Origin of the sequence: Bradyrhizobium xenonodulans (assembly GCF_027594865.1) — a bacterium.
Taxonomy (GTDB): Bacteria; Pseudomonadota; Alphaproteobacteria; order Rhizobiales; family Xanthobacteraceae; genus Bradyrhizobium; species Bradyrhizobium xenonodulans.
Window position 1 is genome coordinate 4,534,463 of sequence record NZ_CP089391.1, and the last position, 20,889, is coordinate 4,555,351.

Sequence of the window (20,889 nt, forward strand, 5' to 3'; positions counted from 1 at the left end):
TCACACTCGGAGGTGAGGCATGTCTGATACAACCGGCCAAGCAAGCCTGGGGGCTGACGTGACCACGCAAGAACTCAACGTCACCAATAAAACGACGTTTCGCGACCGCGCCTTCCTCGCTGCCTACGCAATAGCGGTTGGTGTCGCGACGGCCGGCTGGCTCTACGCTATCATGCGTGCTGCACTAAAATTCGCCGGTTGGCTCTTGGGCTAAACGGCCGCTGCTAGTTGGCTGATCTTGATCACAACACAAACGATCATGCCCCACAGGGCGAAATTGATCTGCAACGCCTCCGCCATTTCCATTCCCCCTTTTTCCCGGGCAGCCGCGTTCTTGGTGACACGGGTCCGCGTTCGCAATGAAAGGTCAGTGCGACGTTTAACCTGACGCAATTGCTGACGGTTGGGCAAGCCCGGACGACTACTGACCACAGCCCTGAAGGGAATGAACAGGAACCAACGACGCCCCCGCAGATTGTTGCTGCGCGGATTTTTGCTCGCTCAGATTTGAGCGCGCGGGAGCGGTTCGAACAGATCACGGCTGAAGCGCGACGAGGTACCGACCGGCACAGAGGTTGCAGTTTAGACAGTGCTGGGACTTCGGTGTCCCAGTTCAAGAATAAAACTGCCGCCTGGTGTGTAAATTTGAAACCAGCGGCCCGACCAAGTGGGAGGCTAACGTTGGCCAACAACACACCGCCGCCAAGCCCTAGGTTCATCGTTCGGAAGGGAAGCGTTGACTGGATGGTCTACGATCGAGAACTCAAGAGGCCAGCGCAGTTGGGAAAAGATGGTCACTTCGGCGAGAGGTTGACGAAGGAACAGGCCGAACAGCTAAAGCAGAGGCTGATGGACGACCTCGTTAAGCAGCCGGGAACGCGCTCTGCCGCTCAGCCAACGCGCCCGGCCGAGCGTGGGCCATAATGCATCGTTCAAGTTCCACACTGCCATCATGAGCCGGCGCACCTGCCGGCATTGAAAATGCCGCGGCAATTGGACGGATGAACGGTCGGTTCGAGACGGATGAACGGTCGGTTCGAAACGGCATCGACAAGAAGTCATCTTCGCGACCGTGGAGCATTTGCTGATCTTCATGAGCGCAGAGCGTCGATCGCGTGCGCGATCAAGATCGCTACGCTGACTGCGATGAGCACTACAAGCAGCCACGTAATCACCGTTCACCTCTGTCCTGGGAAGGTGAACGCGCTCAGCGGTGCACAGTCAAAAACAACCAGCCGAAACTCTTAATTTCGGCCTTCGGCTGAGGATTAAAAGCAACTGTTGCGTCCGTTGTCGGACCTATCGGCAGAACGTAATGAAGAGCAGAACCCCAACAACGCACGCCGCGAGAGACAGTAAGAAAATACCCACGGCTCAGTTCCCCGACTCACAAGATGAGGGAACTTGAGATTTTAGGCCTCCAAGTGGTTATTGCCAACTTTTCCCCAGAGAAAAGGTCCCCTAAAGTTTTTGCGTCGGAAGGTTTTCTAAAGATGCCAGCCAGGCGTAGACGCTCCTAGTTTTAGGACACCCGACAAGTCGAATTAGGACACTCCGGAAAATCAGAGTTACGTCGGGTGCTCCGTCGCATACGCGCGACGATCATGCATGTTGATGTGCCCGGACCGGCGAAAGCCTTGGCTGGTCCGGCAACTTGGCCTCAAGTCTTGGGGCCAATTTTTTGCGGGACACCGGCAGAGAGGGGATTAGGACACTCCGAAGGGGTGCCTCTTTCGAACAATCGTCAGACTCAGTCCGTGGCCGTAGAATTGGGCCAGCCTTCGGGTTCAGGCGTCCAGCCGGCCCGGAGTGCAAGGCGGCCTCGCCATATGTAACCGCGTTGGCGGGGCCGCCGCCCAAGTTCCGCCACCCGTGCTGTCAGATTAGACACTTAGGAACATTCGCCCCGCTGCCAACTTTTCCCGATACCCTTCCCCAAGGGTGACCCCAAGTCGGCCCCAGCTCCATCGCCCCCCATTTGCGAGCTGGGGCCCCTTTTTTGGTCGCCTGCCAGAGGGGGATTGGGGCCCCGGCTTTACGGCAACTGCCGTGCTACCGACTAGCGTGGCGGTCACTTCTTTTTCCGGCCCGACTGTATTTGCCGCCATGCAAATCGACTATGTAGCTGGTTATGATACGCAATTTGCTAGTTGTGGCGGCTTGGACCGCACTCATCGCCATCACTTTTATGACCTTGTCGCCTATCGGTCTCCGACCAGAGACCGGCCATGCGGGGCCAGAACGCTTTGTGGCATACGGCGTGTTGAGCGCGCTTTTTATGAGCGCTTACCCTCGGCACTTTACCCGCGTCATGATCTTCGTCTTAACGGTCGCCCTTTCGCTTGAACTTGCGCAACACCTAACCCCCGATCGGCATGGCCACATTGCCGACGCCTTGGAAAAGCTCGGTGGCGGAATAGCAGGCTGTAGCCTCATGCGGCTTATGCAGATACTTACCGCTGAGGGCCGCCGATAATGACCCGTAGCCTCGTTTACATTGTGCTGGCGATCGCAGCGATCATCACGCTCGGCATTGGTGCGCGGTACGGTGGGCTCGTCTGGTTGCTCGTGAGCCCAGACTAGAAGGAGCGATCCTGAGGCGAGCAACCCGACACCCCTCGCTGGCCGCTATGAAGAGATCACGCCTGAGGCGCAACGCACTTAGAACAGGCTGCGCCCGGCAGCTTCAGAGATTGGGCAGGAGCGGCCCCGGTCTACCTCAAAAGTCCCCCTGTTCTGGTGCTGTCCCTATTTGGACGCTCGCGGGAGCAATTTAGGACAGGGCAGTCAGCGACCATCTTTCGACGGTGGCTTGTCGCCGGGGGCCGGGGTGATGAACACGAAGCTGAACACAGGCGCCGGGTATTTCGCTTTCAAGCGACGCACCGCCTCGGCTGCGGAATCCGCAGTTGCGCGTTCTAGGATAATCCTTCTATCGGCCTTGCTCTGAAAGCCCAGTATGAAATCTGGCAAGAGACATCGGTCTCCTAAGATTACTTCTCGGAGAGAAGGGTCGCCACACCGCACTTCATAGCCAATGAGCGAAAGCGTGTTTCGTCAGCAGGAGTTCTGTGAATCTGATTGGCTAACCACTCAAAGTCGAAAGTCTCGTCTGGAGTGAGCCCAGCCAGAATGATTTGGCCGCGCCCGTTGGTACGGTAAGGAAAATTTCGCCACATCGGATGGGTACTCGGCGAGGTCTAAGCTGGGCCGGATCGCCACAGTTATGCTGCGGCAATCCCTGGCCACCCGCCAACGCGCTAAAGAGATGGCCCCTGTTGTGAGCACAATAGAAGCCTCTCTAAATCACCGACAACTTAACTCCCCTGTTAAGCTTGATGTCCGCGCGGCGCGTTAATTCTGGAACGCGAGATCGCCGGCCCTAGCTTGCGTGAAGTGGCTGCCGTGTCCGTCTCGGACACGTTGCCACCGGTGACGGCCGATGACTCGTACCCCACGCGGCACATGAACATTCGCTAGGCGGGCCACCCTGACGTAAAGCCGCTTGGCACCGTCCCAACAAAGGCCGATGCGCCGAAGTTTGCCGTGAAGTTGTCGCCAGACGATCCCATGAACGCTACCGCTGGAGCATAACTGGCGGCGGCCGGGATAGAAGCGCCGTTTGCATTCGTGGCCGGGTCAGCCGATCCGTCGTTATTCCAATTCCCGCCGTTGCGTCTCCACCACGACTTGAGATTATCGATGTCGATAGCCACGCCGATGACATCGCCCGCGGCACCGGCGCCGATGGCCTTGGTTGTCCATCCGCCGTTGGCAAAGATCGGTCCCGCGCTGCCGACACTGCTATTCGGATAGTACCCGATTTCGTTTCCGGAATTGATGTTCGTCATGTTGGTGTAAGTGTACGAAGACACGGCGACGACCATGCAATCGAGACTGCCGTGCGACGCTCCAATCGTGATCTCGAAATAATATTTTCCCGAGTTCTTATAGGCGGTGGATCTCGCACCACCGACGCTCGTATTGCTATGCGTTGCGGTCAAGTTGCCGTTGGACAGAGTGGCGTTCGAGACCGTGCCAGTGTCAAACGTTGTGGAAGTAATCCCTCCGCCACCTGGGCCGTCCAGCGCGGCGCGCGACGACGTGATAAAGCTTGGTCTCAAAATCCAAATCAAACCATTTACTCCTGCTGATCATCGTCAGTTGCGGCTATGCGAGCGCGTCCCACGACGAAAAGCCGCTCGGCACCGAGTGTGCGAAAGCTGTCGCACCGAAATTCGAGGTCATGCTCGATCCGCCCCCTGACAATCCGCCAAATGCGTAGAACGGTCCGGTCGCAGGAGAGAACGAAATTCCTCCAAGACTCGTCGCTGGATTATTGGCGCCCGAGCCATTCCAGGGGCCGCCATTTTTTCGAAACCAGATCAGTTTCGATCCCAAATCAGCTGCAGTCGTTGAATTTGGAGGGCGGCTGAGGTAGTCTCGGTGCTGTTGACGACGATCTCATTGCTGGTGATGCTGCGATGATAGGGCCGCGCACGGTGCCCGCCGTGTCGCGGCCTTCGCTTTTCTGGAGGTGGGTGCGAGCTCGCCAACATCTTAGCGCCCTCCTCCAGCGGCCGCCCGGGCCTCTTCCGTGCGGCGCTCGGCGTCCGCTTCGAGATCGCGCCGGAATTTTAAGAGCACAGTCTCCGGCCAACACCGCTTGCCGCCAATCAGCAGAGGCGCCGGCGGCAGCCCACGCTTCACCCATCTCGACACCGTGGATCGCGCAGGCGGCGCTGGCAGTCCGATAGGTTCGTGCATCTGCACATAGGGTATCAGCTTGCTCATGATCGAAGGCCTCCAACGACAAGCGCCCCGCGGCGGGGGTCGCGCGCAGGGCGGTTCAAAGATGATGGTATTTCGAGCGAAAAGCTGGCGGTGTCAGAGACGCCGGGAATCTCAACCGCTTCTTTGCGGAAAGCCGAAATGCTCGCGAAGGCGACCCTCACGACGAATGTTGCAGCTATTGCGGTGAGTGCTGTCCCAGAAACGAAAAAGGCCCGTCGGAGCGTTCGACGCTCCACGGACCCAATTCCCGAGCACACCGGAATATATCGCTTAACCCTTGGGGTTGCCAAGCAACTGCGATCAAGCGCGCTGTGGACAAGTCGCAATCGGTGTGCCTCAGCGTCTGCTGAGGCACGTTGCGTCAACCCGAACGTCCCGGGAACAGCCTTCGGGACTATTTCGGGAGTTTTGGCGCCGAACCTTGCTTTTCGGTGCCTAAACGTTCTCTTTTTGCAAAAGTAGCGGCGGGACACCGCGTGCAGAAACCCTTTTGATTCAAAGGGCTTGATGGTCGGAGCGAGAGGATTTGAACCTCCGACCCCTAGTCTCCCAGACAGACGCAGGTGTTTGTTCCTCCATGGTAAAATCTGGAAACTAGCGAGCGGGGTCCTATTGCGCTCGCAGGACTTTTTATCTCGATTGTAAACCATTGGCGGGCCCTCCGGGAGCCGACGGGTCCCAGGGCAACTCGCTAAAGGAGCAACGTCAGCGGTCGGCAGTAGGGGGAGCCAGATCGAGCGCCCAGACCGCGGTTTTCGCAGCAAGATGCCCTAGATCCTCTAGCGCCGCGGGACCTTCAATTATCTCGATAGCGGGCGTTGTCTTCAATGCATCGGTTACAAGGTAAATGTGGTAGCGAGGACCATGTTCGAACGCTGCAGCCCACTCTTTTGCCGTGATCAGAAGCCCATTAATCTCGGAGCCGACGCTGGCTTTCACCTCAATGTAGATCGTTTCTCCGGCGGCATTAAGAGAGGTAATGTCCCATCCAGGCGTTTCACCATCCCTCGCGAGCCACCTCACCTCAGTCTCGTCAAAGCCGAGCTGACGGACTTTCTGGATTTCATAGTCGAACACGATCTGCTCACCAGCATCTCCGACCTTTTTTGACTCCTTCGACAAACGATAACGTCCATTTCCGGAGCCCGACCCTTTAGCTCTACGAGGCGCTCTAGGCTCGAATAACTTGACGTTTGGCTCAGCCTGTACAGCAGCTGGGGCAATTTCGGCCTCTAGTAGCTGCTGAAGATTGGGGAGGAGCGGATTTGCTACCAGGTCTCGATAAAGTTCCAGCATGAAGACGTAGTCAGTAACGAGATGCGCATCATCAGGCAGCGCATCCAAGTCATACCCAATTGCCACGATGCTCGACTGTTCGTAGTCGAAATGCATCCGGTCTCGGGGCTCTGCCGCAAGATCTAACGGTTCAAAATGAAGGTTTCTACCGGGATGAATCAATGCGCCGACATGTGCTGCGGCTGCACGGAGCGCAAGATGACGCTCCTGAACATTGGTGAAGTACTCGCCAAACTGGGTCGTGCCGAAAGCTAAAGAGAGATAAAGCCGCCTGAGGTCGACCGAAAAGAGATACACCAGGTAGAACCCCTGGGTTGCTGAGTTGGTAACGCTGCGATCGAATGTCGCCACCCAGGGCGCAGAGGTGATATTTCCTTTGCCTGTAGAACCTTCAATCCGGTAGGACCGACCGGCTCCAATGTGGAGCTCCAGCTCTCGACGAAAATCTCGCACCACCCGCGTGTATTCGGGATGCGCTTTCGATACCGTCCCTTCTGCTCGGTATGCCGCCCAACCCGCACGAATATCGTGGATGATCTCGTTTAGGCTCACGTCTTAGTCCCTTCTGGCAGCTCGATTGTTGGAGCTGCTGAATTTGCTCAAAACCTGAATTGCTCGGTGGGATAAGGGATCCGCTCGCCCTCAAGTGCCAGCCCAGCAGGCGTCTGATTCGATGCTCTGCTCATTAGTAAGCCACACAACTGAATATTTCATCGATTGCCCCTCGCTCTGCACAGTGGATTGTTGAAGGTTGACGTCGTTCCGGATCTGCAACGCCGGCGCCATCCAACTACATTGTCCGGCACCGCTAGGGAGCGCCACCGCGCCAGAGCGCGAAAAATTTCAGCCAGGAATCAACCTGTTACGCGTCGGGCAAAACGGCTGATACACAGTCTGCTACACAGTTTTCGCCTCGCGTTTGTTCTCCCTGCGTTCACGTGCCATAACAGCGGTACGGTCGAATGCTAGTTTCATTCGAGGAACCGAATCTCGCGCGTGGCGTTTTTGTGTCGAGGAGGGTCGCCATGACGCAGCGTCGTAGAGTGATACAGACCCGATCACTTGAAGAACGAATGGCCGAACAGGCCACGAAGCTCAAGGAACAGGCTAACCTCTTGCCCCCTGGTGCAGAACGCGAAGACTTGCTTAAGCGCGCCAGGATTGCCGAAACCGGCGCGCACCTGAGCGACTGGCTGCGTTCCCCCGGCTTGCAACCGCCCAATTAGTCTAAGCGCTGCGGCGCGACGTTTCCGCTATGTCCCGCGATCGTCTCTACATTCACTTGTCACTGATCTGGTTAGCCATCGTCGCAAGCTTCTTCCTGTGCGTGCTGATGCAGTGATCATAACACCACGCCATGACTGAGTCCGCCCTCACCCGCCGCCGCAGCGATAATCCACAGCAGGAGACCTGGCACGTCTATTTCGGAGACGTCCATGTCGGCACGATCGGCATGCGCGCCGGCGTCCCGACGACGGCCGACCAATGGGCCTGGAGCGTCGGCTTCTATCCGGGCACAGAGCCAGGCGCGCACCGGTTCGGCTCGGCCGCCAGCTTCGAGGCCGCCGCCACCGCCTTCAAGGCAGCGTGGGACCGCCTGCGCCCCACCCTCACCGAGGATAGTTTCGAGGCTTGGCGCCGCAGCCGGGACTTCCACGCATGGAAATATCGTATGTGGAGCACGGGGCGCCGGCTTCCGACGCAAAACCGGGATGGCTGGTCGACCTGCTTCTGTGGCGACCGCATCCCCATTGCCAGCGAGGCGCACATCTACACGGCTCACCGGGGCATCGGCGCATGAAGCTCGAGGAACGCCCCTATGCGGACCCGCAAGCCGCGGCCCGGAAGATCGTCGAGCTCGCCACCGCCATCGAGCCGGTCCAGGACGGCCGCATCTATATCGAGCTGATCAACGCGCCGTTTCTGTTCACACTGAGGGGGAGCGCCCGCGAGTTCGGCGCCGGGCTCGCCTGCGCGATCAAGCAAGGCTGGCTCTGGAAACACGAAAGCGGCACCTATGTGAAGCTGATGCCGCCGGGCAAAGACCTGCTGGTGCGCTGATGGGCTGGGCCGCCGCGATCGAGACGCCGAACCGCACTACCGGACGGCGGCCACGCGAAGAAGACCTTCAGGGTCGGTACTTCGTGGCAAAGTCGCTTTCCGGCATGTGCGACCTCAGTGGCCTAGATTTAAAATCGCAGTGGCCTGACTTGGTTTTAACGCGGCCATCTAACATTTGTTGTAGCCTGCATTTTTTGCGCGGACGGCTGCGATGAACGACACAGATCAGACCTGGAAGGTTTGCCCTCAATGCGAGGATTGCCACATCGCGACGCAGTTTCGGGCAAGGCTGTTTGACCCCCGTAAAAATGGTCATGTCCACCTCTACGCCTGCCCAACCTGCAAGCGGCTGTATTGGAAAGATTAAGGCTGCCCCAGTGGGCTTGATCTATTGAGGCCGCTTCAGCACCCAGAGTTCCCGGATTCGCAATCGGCAGCAGATGCGCCTATCTGCATTTTATGAGTAGCGCGTTCGAGTTTTGCCTGCCGACGCCCGCCAAGGCGGTCCCGACCGGCCCCGACTGGATTCACGAAATCAAATATGACGGCTACCGCCTGCGCGTCGAGCGCCAGGGCAAGACCGTGCGGCTATTCACCCGCAACGGCCACGACTGGACGGCGCGCTTCCCCTGGATTGTCCAGGCCGCGCTGAAGAACCGCGAAACGCACTTCGTCATCGACGGCGAGGCCGTGGTGCTCGGCGTCGACGGCGTCTCCGACTTCAACGCGCTGCACTCGCGCCAGCACGATGACGAGGTCCAACTCTACGCGTTCGACGTGCTCGCGCTCGGCGGCGACGACCTGCGGCCGCTGCCGCTGTCGATGCGCAAGGCCCACTTGGCGCGCCTGCTGCGCGGCCGGCCGGACGGCATGTTCATCGCGCCATTCGAAGCCGCCGCGATCGGGCCGGATCTGTTCGGCGCCGCCTGCCGCATGGCGCTCGAGGGACTGGTCTCGAAACGCAAAGACCGGCGCTATGGCGCCGGCCGGTCGAAAGACTGGATCAAGGTGAAGAACCGGACGCATCTTGCAATGACGCGCGTGTTCTGAGCCTCATTCCTTGTGGCCATCCTTCCCCGGTACGCCGCCGAGCATCCGATTATATAGCTGCTCGAGCGGAACAATGACCCAATCAACCCCGCATTGACGCGCGAAATACAGCAAAAAAATTAGAGTGAGTAGTGCAAGAAACACCGTGACCGCCCAAGGCGTATGCTGAAAAACCAGCGCATCCATCGCGATTACGAGAAGCAGTCCCCACCCGAACCTCTCCTCTTTTCTACCGTCGATTTCGGATTGTAGGCGACTCTGAAGTGCCGCGATATTCTCGTCAGACTTGGTAGGCTTGGTATTATCGAGAAGAATCTCGAAATCGTCAGGGTGTCGCGGCGACCGCTCGGCCGGTGCGGGCTCCGTACTCGGCAATGATGTCGGCATCGGGAATGACTTTGGATCGGACTCCTGGGACATAGTGCTTCGCCCACGCTCCATTTTCACTGTGAGTCATGGCGACAAGTTCACTCGCTCGTCGACCGATCAACAGTTCGCAAGCCTCTCGCAAAGTCTCCTCTTCTGGCGTGCCGAATATCTGAGGAGAACCAAAGAACACATCTTTGATGGGCTCATCACCGAACATGTTGACTGCTCGATAGAGCTGCGGGTTCACGGGGCCGTAGTCCCACGCCTGAAACTCGCCATCGATCAAACGTTGACCAGTCCGGCCAAGATGAACCATATGGGCGAGATAAAGGATCTTTTGGAGTGCGAGGTTGGTCACGCCCCAATCACCCCATGCGCAGATATAACGCGCTGCGGAATTCACGGGCACCGGCATAGCGGAAGCGCTTCCTCTTGGCCGTCGGTCGGCTGCTGGCACTATATATAGGATTCGTTTCCAGAAAGTCACCACTTCCAGTCGATCCGGCCTCAATTACTCGCCAAAAAAGCCCGGCGCGCAGGGTCATTGCGCGCCGGGCCAGGCCGAGGCCCCCGCCTCGGCATCCGTCCGGGAGGCGAACGCGGACGAATTCAGATTCTCAGTCCAGCCGCTCGACCCGCACGAAGCCGAGCCCGCCGATGCCGAGCGCATTGGCGCCGGCGCGGCCGAGGTCGACGCAGCGCCCGGCGATGAACGGGCCGAGGTCGGTCGACAGCGCCTCGATCGCGGCGCCAGTCTTCAGATTGGTGATACGGAACCGGCGGCCGAGATCGGCGCGCGACGGCCGCGCAATGGTGTAGGGGTTGCTGGCGTAGGTATCGAAGCGCTTGCCCGACGCGGTGGGGCGGCCGTGATGGCCGTCGCCAACGCCATATTGCGAGGCCGTGCACACTTCGGCCGCGCGCGCGGACGTCAAGGTCCCGGCCAGAACGGCCATGGCAATGATCGCGACGAGCGCCGCGCCGCAGAGCAAGCCCGCGGTCGTCGACGGCCCGCGCCGCGCCTCGACAACGGCCGCGATCGACACCACCAGCGCGATCACGATCGCAACCGCGACGACGACCGCATGCGGGTCGACAGCGTCGCGGTAGAGCAGCAACACAGGCTCGAGCTTCATTTTAGCGCCACCGAGATGTTGAGATATTTGACAACCACCCACGCCGCGCCGCCGGAGGCGATGATCGCGATGCGGTAGAGCCAGATGCTCACCCAGGACGCCCCGACCGCACGCTGCTTGACCACCTCGACGGCCTCGACGACCGGCTTCATCTCGGAAATGTCCTTGATCGCCGTCGCGAGCTGCCCGCCCATCAACGTCATGTCGTTGCGCATGCCGTCGACCTTGGCCGAGACGTCAGCACGCAGCGCATCAACCTTCTGATGCAGCTCGCGCCGGCCGCTCGACGCGCTCTGCTCCTGCTGCTGCCAGGTCGAGGTCATCGTCTTGACGGTCGACTCGAGCGCGCCGATCGAGCGCGCCATGTCTCGCAACGCCGCCTGGACGTCGTCGCTCACTTGCCGGCACCCGCCGGCGCGGCGCCCGCGCGCGATCGACAGACCGCGATCTGGTCGCGCAGCCGCTTGTAATCGCCGATGAACAGCCGCAGCGCGGAATCCTTCGGCAAAGCCTGGTACTCGGCCAGCGCCTTGTCCTGCGTCGCCTGATCGTACTGGTTGATCGTCGGGCAGACGATCTTGACCACGACCTCGCTAGAACCGTCCAGATCGCAGGCTGTCAGCGACAGCATCATCGGAAGGGCGGCTAACTTGATCCATCGCATCTTGCGTCTCCACGGTTTCGGCATTGACCTTGGCCGCGACCTCGGCGTTGCCGGCTTGCTTCAGCGCCTGGTTCGACTGGTAGGAATTCCAGCCGTCCAGGAGCAGCTTGGCGAGAGCGCCGAGCAGAAGCCCGACGCCCTTGCTGGCCAACCATGCGGTGACCGCGCTGGCGCTGAACACGGGTCAGGCCGCCCTGCTCAAGGCCACAGGGGTGCCAGGCGTCGCCGGGTTGTGGACGTCGAGCGCAATCGCCTGCGCCTGCGCCACCGCCGGCTGCTGCGGCAAGAGGTCGAGGATGCGCTTCTGCAGCGCCTCCGGCGTCAGGCCAAAGAACTTCAGCGCGTCGGGGATCGCATGCAGCGCGGTGTTGGCGGCAACCGCGAGCGCATCGTTCCCGACCTCGACCTTGAGGCCCTGCAGCTTCACCGCACCCTTGGCGACCAGGCTCGACGCCTGCCGGTTGAGGAACGCAGTCAGGGCCTCGCGGTGCTTGGCCTCGATGTCGATGTTGAACTTATTCCTGATGACGACGCAGACCCAGCCGACCAGCGCCGTGATGCCGGCCATCACCGCGCCGTTGATGGCGTCGACCAGGCCGCCGGTAAAGGCCTGGCCGACGTCGATCGTGGCGGCCGTCACCGGCGTCGCCAGAAACAACGCGGCCGCCAGCAATACGGGCGCAGACAAGGCCGCGCGGAAACAACGCTTCATAGTTCACCTCTGTGCTTTGTGATGCGTAGGGAGCCGCTACGCGCGGAACTTCAACTGTGCCGCGTCAGGTCTCGCTCGAGACGGGCTTGCCGGCGGCATTCACGATCGGCAGCGTGTCGATGGCGGTCACAGCGGGGAGCGCCGCGCCCTTCGGCCAGAAGAAGCCGACGAAGACATCGGGCGAATACGGCGAGTTGTTCACCTCGTCGTTCTGGTTGCCGCCGCAGCACACCAGCGCCCCACCCCTGGTGCGGCCGGCGACGAAGGTCACATGACCGCCGCCGTTCCGGGTCTTGACCGCGATGGCGCCGACGGCGGGGCCGCCCAGCCGCACCACCGGTTGATTCCTAGTGTCCGCATAGGACAGCGCCCAGAGCGGCTGGCTCGACGGCTTCTCGCCCGCCTTGGCGAGGCAATACGAGACCCAGCCGGCGCACCACGGCGTGGCATCGTGCTGGTAGTCCTTCGCGACCGTCTGGATGTCTGCGACCAGCTCGCGGTTGTCGATGTTGCCGGCGCCCTCCTTGAGGCCGAGATGCGACAGCGACACCGCCAGCCACAGTGGCGCCGGGGCCGCCTTCGCGGTCGCGACCGGCTGATCGAGCAGCGCCGCGGTCGCGGCATCGACGATGCCGGTCGGCGGCAGCCCGGCCTTGCGCTGGCAATCCTCGACGGCCGTATCGGTCTGCGGCCCGAAATAACCGGTGCCGGTCAGCGGATAGCCGCGCGCCTTCAGCGCGAGCTGGATCGATTGCACGGCCGGCCCGAACGCGCCCATGCGCAAGGGACCGGCGGCCACGAGGGCAGCAAGGGTCATTGTGGATTCTCCTTTCCGAACGTTGATGACTCACAACTAACAGTGGTATCGTGCACGTCACACTCGCAATGGAGCCCGCCGCCGACATGCGCCTATCGCTCACGATCACAGCCCTGATCGCCGTTCTGTTCGAGGCAATCCTGCTGTTTCTGGGCTACATCTCGCTGGGCAGTGCCGGCCTTGCGGTGCTCTACGTCGCCGGCTTCAACGCCTTCATCGGATTGGTCGCCGGCGCGATCTGGCTCAGTTGCAGACCCCGCCGGCCGACGTGGCGCCACCAGCGTTGCCAGGCAGCGCCGAACACCCGGACGCCCCCGTCCCGGTATCAACCAGCCCAAGATTGACCGCGTTGTAGCGCGGCCCGGTCGCAGACCCCGACCAGGTATTGCTTTGGATCAGGATCTGGCCGCCATTCGCCAGCACAAACGCAGATGCCCACGAAGGCGCGCCCGAGAGCGTGACCGTCAAGCCCTGCCAGGCAATGACGGCCCCGGCATTGGCATAGGCGAACGACCCCTGCCCAAAGGCCCCCGCGATCGTGAAGTTCGACAACATGTCGAACTCGGCGTTGTTGTAGGCTCGAATGCCGACATGGGCGCACGGTCCAATGATCAGATTATATCCGGCGACATAAACACCCGTCGACGACACCCAGAAGCAATCGCCCGATGTCGTCGTCGTCACCTTCATGTTCTTGAAGGCAACGGACATCTGCCCGCCGGTTTGAAACCATGTGAACGCACTGGCCGACGTCGTCGAGACCAGCACGCTGGACGGCGAGCCGGCATTCCCGTCGAAGACAAGGCACAGATAGACGCACGCGATCAGGCCCTTCTGCGAATTAATGCCGGAGGTGTAGGTCCCGTTCGCGACGCTGAAGGTCAGGATCTTGCTGTTGAAGTCGATGCGGTCGGCCGCATTGTCATAGGCTTGCTGAAAGCTTGCGAGCGCATTCCCGGACCCCGATGCAAGCCCATCATTGGAATTGCTGCCGTTGGTCACGTCGATATACATCGTCGTGTTGGCCGGAAGCACCCAGCGCTGCGGACCACATCCACCGCTGCCGCGCCCGCCGCACCGCCAGACGTTGTTCTGGTTGAAGACGATCACGGATTGCAGCGGCCACAGGATGAAATTCGAGTAGCCGTTGATTGCGAGCGTCTTGCCGCGCGTCGAGTCCTCATTGACGATCACGAAGGTGCAGGCGGTCGCATATCCCGACGCCGCCGACAGGGTCAGGGTGTAGAACGCCGAACCGCCCAGCGCGATCGTGTCGCCGCAGTCCCCCGTCACGGCGGTATAGGCCGCGGACTTGGCAAGCCGCGTGTTGCTCCAGGCGCCGCTGCCGCCGCCGCCGGACGGGGTCGCCCATGTCCCGTCACCGCGCCAAAAGGTCGTGCTGTTCGCACCGGAGCCGCCAGCAAGGCTGTCGACGGAAAGGCCGGCCGAGGTGAAGCCGCCAGCGCGAGCGTTATTGATGTAGAAATCGATCGGCTTGACGCCTCCTGCGTCGAGGATGATGCCGTTGTTGGCGGCGCCCGAATGGATGTAGGCGCGGTTCGCGATCTGCGGCAGCCCCGTATAGCCGGAGCCAGCAAGGCCAAAAGCCGACAGATCGAGGTTGTTCGTGACCGCCAACGACGCCAGGGCGCCCGTTCCGGACGTGGTGTTGCGCAGATCGATGATGGTCGCCGCATTCTGATTGACGATGACCGACAAGCCGCCGGCGAAGGTCTTGGCCGCCGTGAAGGTCTGAGCCTGGTTCAGCAGGTCGATCGTGCCGGACGCATCCGGCAGCGTGTAGGTCTTGATTGAGCTCGACGGCCCTGTGAACTGCATGAACGCATTGTTGGTGCCGCCCTTCGCGCCTGACAGCGGCGAGGTGCCGGGGTTGGTCTGGGCGAATGCTGGCGCACACAGCAGAGCGAGCGCAAGCGCGATGACGCCGCGAAGCTTCATGGTTTCAGTCCCGTTGGTTGCAAGGAGTGGAGGCGCTCAGACCCAGCCGGTGCCGTCGTCGAGCGGCACCAGCTCGATCGAGCCGCCGTTGGAGTCGATGACGTATTGCGCGCCGCCCATGATGGTCTTGGACGTCCCGGCCGAGGTGATGGTGATGTTGTTGGTCGCAGCGTCGTATTTGCGGTCGACGATGCGGACCTTCTTCGTGGTGGTCGACGGATCCGGCAGCACCACGGCCGTCGCCGCGCCGACCGTCTTCTTGATCAGGATCACGTCGGCATCGTCATTCGTGACCGTGACCGTGCCCGCGGCGGTGACGACGCGTTCGGTGGTGCCGCTGGCCATGAGGTCGGAGCCTTGGGCCAGGCCAATGCCGACATAGCGTTGCGTCTTGGTGTCGGCGCCATGCGTGACCGCGATCTGATAGAAGCCGCCAGCAACATAGAAGCCGAAATCGCCGTTGGCATCCGTCACCACGGGATTGCCGAGCGGCGTGGTGCCAGCGCGGTCGGAATAAAGCGAAACCAGCGGCTGCCCCGGGATGTCGGCGCGCACGGTCACGCTGGCGCCGGAGACGACATTTCCGAAATTGTCCGTAACCGTGCGATCGAAGCGCGCCAGCGTCATGTGCTACCCCTCAATTGATCTGCGGGCCGCGGATGTCGCCGCCGGCGGGGCTGAAGGTGATGTAAGAGACGCCATCGATCGCCTTTCCGGCGGCGCCGCCGGCACCGCCGATTAGCTCATCGAATCTCGTATTGGCCCCATTGCTGCCGGGCAGGCCCGGCCCGCCGCCATTGCCTCCAGCGCCACCGAGACCGATGCCGCCCGAACCTGCGACGCCGCCCGTTGTCGTGCTGCCAGCAGCGGAACTCCCTGCCGGCGGCGTGCTGGAGCCAGCGGAGCCTGGCACCACGCCAGCGCCACCGCCGCCACCGGCACCACCGTTACCAGGAAGTGCGCCGCCGCCCCCGCCGCCACCACCACCGCCCCATAATTCGCCCCCCGATGCGTCAAGCGTAATGGCCCGCCGGGTGTAAAGCGCGGTACCGCCAGGCGCCCCCGCGCCGCCGTTTTCGTTCCCGTTACCGCCGCTACCGCCGTTGCCTCCGGCGCCCTGGAGGCGGCCCCTCACGACAACGTTGACGGTCACGCCGACCGGCCATGAGCCGACATCGAAGGCCGGCGCGCCCATCGAATTCGATCCGATCGCGACGCCGGCATTGACGGTGCAGTTGACCACGTTGCCCGCCACCGGCGCCGGGTAGATCGCGTCGTGAATGGTGCGCAGGTTCACGTTATTGAAGCCGGAATCGAAGATGACGTTGCGCACGCCGGTGTCGGCCGCCGGCGCCGTCCACAGCATCTCCTCGCCCTCGACCGAATATATGTCCGCGCCCGGATTGAGCCGCACCACCTGCAACGGGATATCGCTGGAGGCACCGGTCGCATCCTGCACGCTCGGATGCTCGACGCGGTAGCCAACGCCGAGCGTGACGTCGGTGTTGGCGTGGCGCTGCAGCTGAAACTGCACATTGCGCGGCGGATCCCTGTAACGACCCAGCTGCACCGCGCCGAGCCTATCAGCGACCGCACGGCCGCCGGCGGGGATCCAGCGCGACAGGACAGTCTTGATGACGGCCGTGCCATAATCGGCTTCGGCATCTGCGTCGATCGACGGCGACGTCGAGCGGTAGTTGTCGAGATTGGACAGCGGCTTGGTCGGGTCGATCTGGGCGAAATAGACCTGGACTCGCGACAGCCGCTTATCCGGCTGCTCCTTGATCTTCAGCGTGCCCGCGAGCGTGTTCTCCGGCGTGAAGGTGTCGACATCGGTCACCACTGCGCGCAGCACCTGAAGCCGCAGCTTCTGCGCCTCGGCATCGTCCCAGATCGCGAGCGCCGCCTGCTCGACCAACTCGGAGACCAGCGTGGCGACCGCCGTCGGCTCGCAGATCGTCGCGGTGTAGACGTTGCCAAGGAAGGCTGCGGTTTCGGCCTGCCAGTCCGCCAGCGTGATCGTGCCGGGATCGATGTCGGCATAATTCGTCAAGAGATCATGGACGATGTCCGCGGCATCCGCGGCCGCATAGCGCAGCACCAGTTGCACGCGATCCTGCGTCTTGTGACTTGACGCAGTCGAGCCGAGCTGGCCGCGCACGATGGTGAGCGCATCGCCGGCGCGCGTGAACGACACCACCTCGTTACCGCCGATGCAGAGGTAGCCCGAGGCCGGATATTCGGCATTGCCGATGCCGGAGGGCAGCAGCGCCGCACTGGTCGCGCTGTTGGTGATGTCGGCGGCCAGGAATCCGCTCGACAACACCGGCGCCTGCGCCCGGTCGCCATCGGCCAGCTTGAGCAGATCCTTCGCCACAATCGAGAACTTGCCGTCCGGATCCGGTCCCGTGAAGCTATCAATCACGAAGTGCCAGGTCTCCATGTCGGCGAGGGCCTGGCCGACCACGCCGTTGATCCAGCGCAACGCCCGCCCGCGCAAAAACGGCTGGCGCGCACGGAACTTGCCGAAATAGCTGCCCCGCGCGTGGGGCTCATAGGCCCGCTCAGTCCGGTACTTGTCATAACCCTGCCCGGTATCGGCGTGGCGATGGTCCTGGAACGTGACCGTCAGCGAGGCTCGCTGGCCGAGGTCCTTGCCGAGCGAGACCGTCGCCGGGGAGAAATTCACGGAGGCGATCGAGGGGATACAATCGATCTCGCGCGGCAGATATTCCGCCGGCAGGGCAAAGCGCAACGTGACATCGGTCTCGCTGAAATGCGCCCGATCCTGACAGGTCTTGATCGAGTTGAAGCACTTAGCTGTTCCGGTCGCCGGGATCGACGCCGCGCAAGGCGCGACGCCATAACTCAGCTCGCAGAAAGGAATGTCGATCTCGACATAGGTGACGGACAGTGTCATCAGACGATCCCCCTCACCTTGAGATCGAAGGCGATCCGGTTTGACGGGGCCGTCGGCACCGGCATCGGATTGTCGATGATCCAGCAATAGCCGATTTCGTAGGGGTAGCTCTGCGGCCGCCAGCCGAAAAAGAACGGCGTCTCGGCCGCCACTGCCAGGAATTCATCGCCGCCGTGGTCGCGATACCAGGACGGCGATAGCAGCGACAACGGGATCACCGTCTCGCGCCAGGCGCCGAGGACAATGCGGCCGAGGAAGTTGCCGGTCTCGCTATAGCCGCTCTGCACATTGATCTTGCGGGCGTGCTTCAGCGGGGTGTGGCCGACATAGATCCTGCGCTCGAGCACCAGCAGCTTGCCGACATAGACCACCGCCGCACGCGGCAGATGAACGTCCGACGTCACGACCATCCGGATCCTGACCTGCGCCAGCGACTGCGACGTGAAGCGGAACAGCGCCGGGCTGTCGTCAGCGAGCAGAACTTCCTCGACAAGCACGTTGCCGGAGCCGTCCTCGATCCTGACCGGGATCTGATCGCTGCCGAAATTATGGCGGGCGATGCCGACATAATCGATCGCGTCCGCTGTGCCGGTCGTCACGGTCAGATACTGCACGCCATCGTCGTCGGACCGCCATTCCTCGTGCGTCGACGGGTTGGCGAGGTTAGAGGCTGGAAAATCCGGATCCTCACTGTCGGCCACGATGTTCGTCGGCGTCACGATGTTGTGCCAGCCGATCACGGGATGATCGAGTGTGACCGGAAACTCCGGCGTGGAGTCGACCAGAACGAAGTTTTGCGAGATGACGAGCGACATCAGGCCGGCTTCACGTTGAGGGTATAGCCGTCGGCGAACATCTCGTTGAGGCCGGCGATCATCTCGCGGAACGCATCGCGCGTAGTCACCGACCCCATGGCAAGGTTGACGATGGTCGGCGCGCCGCCGCCGCGGCGCCGATCGCCGCCGCTGGTCTCGTCCGGCCGCCAGATGTCGACCTGCTCGCCGGGCGACGCCATGATCGGCACGAACTGCGAATCCAGCCCACCGCTGCCGCCGACCGTGAAAGAGCCTCCGGTTTTGAAGCCAGTCGGCACCTGCTGGCTCTTGATCTGCGCGACCAGGGTAGCGCCCTTTGCGAGCACGGCCGCCATCGCCGCGAGGTTGGCCGGAAACGGCAGCTCCAGCGCCTTGGCAGCACCAGTGAACATTGAGATCGTCGCCTGGATGGCGCCGAACACCTGTGCCGCCTTGGCCATACCTGCGCTTTCCTTGCCGAAGGCAGCGGAGATGGTCGCGAAGCTGCCGGCAATCGAGGCTCCCGCCTGCCCCCACGTCGCCTGCGCCGCCTCCGCGATCTGCTTTTGACGCTCGCCATAGGTCTCCAGCGAGATGACGCCGGCGTTGTAGAGCTGAGTCAGCTGCGTCATCTGGAATTCGAATTGCTGCGCCGGATTCATCGCCTGCACCGTAGCCTGCGCGCCGGCGACTTTCATCGCAGCAAGCGCCGCCGCATCGCCGGCCTCTGAGATCTTCAGCGCCAATGCGCTGGTGATGGTGAAGTCGTTGGTCTTAGCGATCGCAGCAGCCTGATAGGCAATCTTCAGCTTCTCCTGCTCGCCGATGGTTTTACCAATCGAGTCCGCCTCTGCGGCATGCGCGGCCGTGGCCTTCGCCTGCGTATTGAGAAACTTCTGGATGGCCTCGCCGCCAGAATTGGCGGCGCTGACGATTGGCGCCGCCGTCAGCGCCCAGGTCTTGCCATACTCCATCACCTCGCGGTTGAGCTGCTTGAGCCCCAGCGCCTGGCTTTCCCAGCTGAAGGTCGGAATATCCGACCACAGCGTCGACACCGTTTGCTTCAGCCCTGAGAAGGCATCCACGGTCTGCGCCGCGCCGGACTTCATCTTGTCGAATGCCGCTGTCACCTCGCCCGAGGCGAGCAGGCCGAAGGCCTCCTTGAGGTTGGAGGCGGTCGCGAAGATCTGCTGCCAGGTCGTGACCAGCGTCACACCGACAGTCACTAGCGCTTTCATGGTGTTGGCGAGGGCATCGCCGACCGAATTCCAGAGCTCGGTATTCTTTCGGGTCTCCAGCATCACCTCGGAGAGCTGCTCGAACGACGGCAGCATCTTCGCAGTCACCGTCATCACGATGCCCTGCTTGATGGAGTCCATCCGCTTCAGATTGTCATTGAAGGCCTCGGCGGCCATCGTCGTCTTTTTGTCCAGCACAAGGCCGAATTTTTCGGCCTCGTCCCCGGCCTGCTGCAACCCGTCGCGCCCCTGATTGAGCAACGGGATCAGCGCCGCGCCGGACTTGCCGAAGATCTGGATGGCAAGATTGGTTTTCTCTGCACCGTCCTTATAGAACGCGAATTTGTCGGCAACATCCTTGAGCACGTCGGAGGAGTTGCGCAGCGTACCGTCATTGTTCTTGACGGAGACGCCCATGGCGCTGAAGGCACTCGCCGCCGGCCCCGCGCCCTCGCTCGCGGCCGACGCCATCGCCTTCGACAGCTTGCCCATGGACTTGCCGAGCGCCTCAGTCGAGACGTCGGAGAGGTCCGCGGCATATTTGAGCTTGGACAGCTCCTCGGTCGACAGGCCGGTCGACTGGGACATCTTGTTGAGCTGGTCGGCCGCCTCAATCGCGGAATGTACCTGCGACGTCACCGCCACGGCGGCAGCCGTCGCCGCAGCTGCAGCCGCCGCAAAGCCAAGCGCCAGCTTGCCGCCGAACGCGGCCAGCTTGGACTGAGATTCCGCGAGGCTCTTGTCGAGCCCGCTGGTATCGCCGCCAAGAATGACCTTGAGCTGTCCGATCACCGACATCTAGGGAACGTCCTGCTTTGAGACGATGTTGCCGTCAAACGCCTGCGTCAGCAGCTTCGCGACGGCCTTCATATCCTGCCAGCTCTGCCGCTTCTGCCGAGCGCGCGGGACACGCGCTTGCAGTCGCCGCAGCGGCGGCATCTTCTTGGTCCGCCGCAACGCCTCTGCGGTATGGACCATCCATGCGCGGTCGTTGTGCTCGCGGATAAGCCGACGCTGATGGCCCGTCATCACCACCACGATCTGGCGCGGCGTCTTGCGCCAGAACGCATCGTCATCGA

At 61.9% G+C, this 20,889-nt stretch carries 21 protein-coding genes; 5 read left to right on the forward strand and 16 right to left on the reverse strand.

The window, feature by feature from the left end:
* The first annotated feature begins 19 nt into the window (after positions 1–19).
* Positions 20–214 (forward strand): hypothetical protein, encoded by a 195-nt coding sequence (locus tag I3J27_RS21335; protein ID WP_270160398.1) that lies wholly within the window; start codon positions 20–22, stop codon positions 212–214.
* 3,262 nt (positions 215–3,476) lie between these two features.
* Here the strand turns inward: I3J27_RS21335 and I3J27_RS21340 are convergent.
* Together I3J27_RS21340 and I3J27_RS21345 are read right to left on the reverse strand one after the other, a co-directional pair.
* Positions 3,477–4,136 (reverse strand): SPRY domain-containing protein, encoded by a 660-nt coding sequence (locus I3J27_RS21340; RefSeq protein WP_270160399.1) that lies wholly within the window; start codon positions 4,134–4,136, stop codon positions 3,477–3,479.
* A 1,363-nt stretch (positions 4,137–5,499) separates the two neighbouring features.
* Positions 5,500–6,642, reverse strand: a complete 1,143-nt coding sequence (locus tag I3J27_RS21345; protein WP_270160400.1) for an MrcB family domain-containing protein — start codon at positions 6,640–6,642, stop codon at positions 5,500–5,502.
* 473 nt (positions 6,643–7,115) lie between these two features.
* Between I3J27_RS21345 and I3J27_RS21350 the strand changes: the two genes are divergently transcribed.
* The 4 genes from I3J27_RS21350 (at position 7,116) to I3J27_RS21365 (ending at position 9,201) form a co-directional block, all read left to right on the forward strand.
* Entirely contained in the window at positions 7,116–7,316 is a 201-nt protein-coding gene (locus tag I3J27_RS21350; RefSeq protein WP_270160401.1) for a hypothetical protein, read from the forward strand.
* 131 nt (positions 7,317–7,447) lie between these two features.
* Positions 7,448–7,891, forward strand: coding sequence for a hypothetical protein (locus tag I3J27_RS21355; RefSeq protein WP_270160402.1), 444 nt, complete (start codon positions 7,448–7,450; stop codon positions 7,889–7,891).
* Positions 7,888–8,151, forward strand: a complete 264-nt coding sequence (locus I3J27_RS21360) for a hypothetical protein (RefSeq protein WP_270160403.1) — start codon at positions 7,888–7,890, stop codon at positions 8,149–8,151. The genes I3J27_RS21355 and I3J27_RS21360 overlap by 4 nt, the downstream gene beginning before the upstream one ends.
* Positions 8,152–8,610: 459 nt before the next feature.
* Positions 8,611–9,201, forward strand: a complete 591-nt coding sequence (locus tag I3J27_RS21365; RefSeq protein ID WP_270160404.1) for an ATP-dependent DNA ligase — start codon at positions 8,611–8,613, stop codon at positions 9,199–9,201.
* A 3-nt stretch (positions 9,202–9,204) separates the two neighbouring features.
* On the opposite strand, the gene I3J27_RS21370 is transcribed toward I3J27_RS21365, so the two are convergent.
* The 14 genes from I3J27_RS21370 to I3J27_RS21435 all read right to left on the reverse strand — a co-directional run bounded on the left by I3J27_RS21370 (position 9,205) and on the right by I3J27_RS21435 (position 20,848).
* Positions 9,205–9,387 (reverse strand): hypothetical protein, encoded by a 183-nt coding sequence (locus I3J27_RS21370; protein WP_270160405.1) that lies wholly within the window; start codon positions 9,385–9,387, stop codon positions 9,205–9,207.
* Between the two features lie 139 nt (positions 9,388–9,526).
* Complete coding sequence (locus I3J27_RS39195; RefSeq protein ID WP_270160406.1) at positions 9,527–9,985, reverse strand: Panacea domain-containing protein; 459 nt, start codon at positions 9,983–9,985, stop codon at positions 9,527–9,529.
* A 202-nt stretch (positions 9,986–10,187) separates the two neighbouring features.
* Positions 10,188–10,706 (reverse strand): septal ring lytic transglycosylase RlpA family protein, encoded by a 519-nt coding sequence (locus I3J27_RS21380; protein WP_270160407.1) that lies wholly within the window; start codon positions 10,704–10,706, stop codon positions 10,188–10,190.
* Entirely contained in the window at positions 10,703–11,104 is a 402-nt protein-coding gene (locus I3J27_RS21385; RefSeq protein WP_270160408.1) for a DUF1515 domain-containing protein, read from the reverse strand. The genes I3J27_RS21380 and I3J27_RS21385 overlap by 4 nt, the downstream gene beginning before the upstream one ends.
* Positions 11,101–11,370 carry a hypothetical protein gene (locus I3J27_RS21390; protein ID WP_270160409.1) on the reverse strand — a complete coding sequence of 90 codons (270 nt, stop codon included), beginning with the start codon at positions 11,368–11,370 and terminating at the stop codon, positions 11,101–11,103. The genes I3J27_RS21385 and I3J27_RS21390 overlap by 4 nt, the downstream gene beginning before the upstream one ends.
* Positions 11,300–11,551 (reverse strand): hypothetical protein, encoded by a 252-nt coding sequence (locus I3J27_RS21395; protein WP_270160410.1) that lies wholly within the window; start codon positions 11,549–11,551, stop codon positions 11,300–11,302. Before I3J27_RS21395 ends, I3J27_RS21390 begins: the two co-directional genes overlap by 71 nt.
* A 3-nt stretch (positions 11,552–11,554) precedes the next feature.
* A complete protein-coding gene (locus tag I3J27_RS21400) occupies positions 11,555–12,082 on the reverse strand; it encodes a hypothetical protein (protein WP_270160411.1) in 528 nt (175 codons plus the stop codon).
* Between the two features lie 64 nt (positions 12,083–12,146).
* A complete protein-coding gene (locus tag I3J27_RS21405) occupies positions 12,147–12,899 on the reverse strand; it encodes an NlpC/P60 family protein (protein ID WP_270160412.1) in 753 nt (250 codons plus the stop codon).
* A gap of 243 nt (positions 12,900–13,142) precedes the next feature.
* The gene (locus I3J27_RS21410; RefSeq protein WP_270160413.1) at positions 13,143–14,858 is read right to left on the reverse strand and encodes a hypothetical protein; all 1,716 of its coding nucleotides are present in this window, start codon (positions 14,856–14,858) and stop codon (positions 13,143–13,145) included.
* 36 nt (positions 14,859–14,894) lie between these two features.
* On the reverse strand, positions 14,895–15,485 hold the full coding sequence (locus I3J27_RS21415; RefSeq protein WP_270160414.1) for a hypothetical protein: 591 nt from the start codon (positions 15,483–15,485) through the stop codon (positions 14,895–14,897).
* A gap of 10 nt (positions 15,486–15,495) precedes the next feature.
* Positions 15,496–17,778 (reverse strand): hypothetical protein, encoded by a 2,283-nt coding sequence (locus I3J27_RS21420; RefSeq protein WP_270160415.1) that lies wholly within the window; start codon positions 17,776–17,778, stop codon positions 15,496–15,498.
* Positions 17,778–18,593 carry a hypothetical protein gene (locus I3J27_RS21425; RefSeq protein WP_270160416.1) on the reverse strand — a complete coding sequence of 272 codons (816 nt, stop codon included), beginning with the start codon at positions 18,591–18,593 and terminating at the stop codon, positions 17,778–17,780. Before I3J27_RS21425 ends, I3J27_RS21420 begins: the two co-directional genes overlap by 1 nt.
* The gene (locus I3J27_RS21430) at positions 18,593–20,608 is read right to left on the reverse strand and encodes a hypothetical protein (protein WP_270160417.1); all 2,016 of its coding nucleotides are present in this window, start codon (positions 20,606–20,608) and stop codon (positions 18,593–18,595) included. The genes I3J27_RS21425 and I3J27_RS21430 overlap by 1 nt, the downstream gene beginning before the upstream one ends.
* Complete coding sequence (locus I3J27_RS21435; RefSeq protein WP_270160418.1) at positions 20,609–20,848, reverse strand: hypothetical protein; 240 nt, start codon at positions 20,846–20,848, stop codon at positions 20,609–20,611. It lies immediately after the preceding gene.
* Positions 20,849–20,889: the final 41 nt, after the last annotated feature.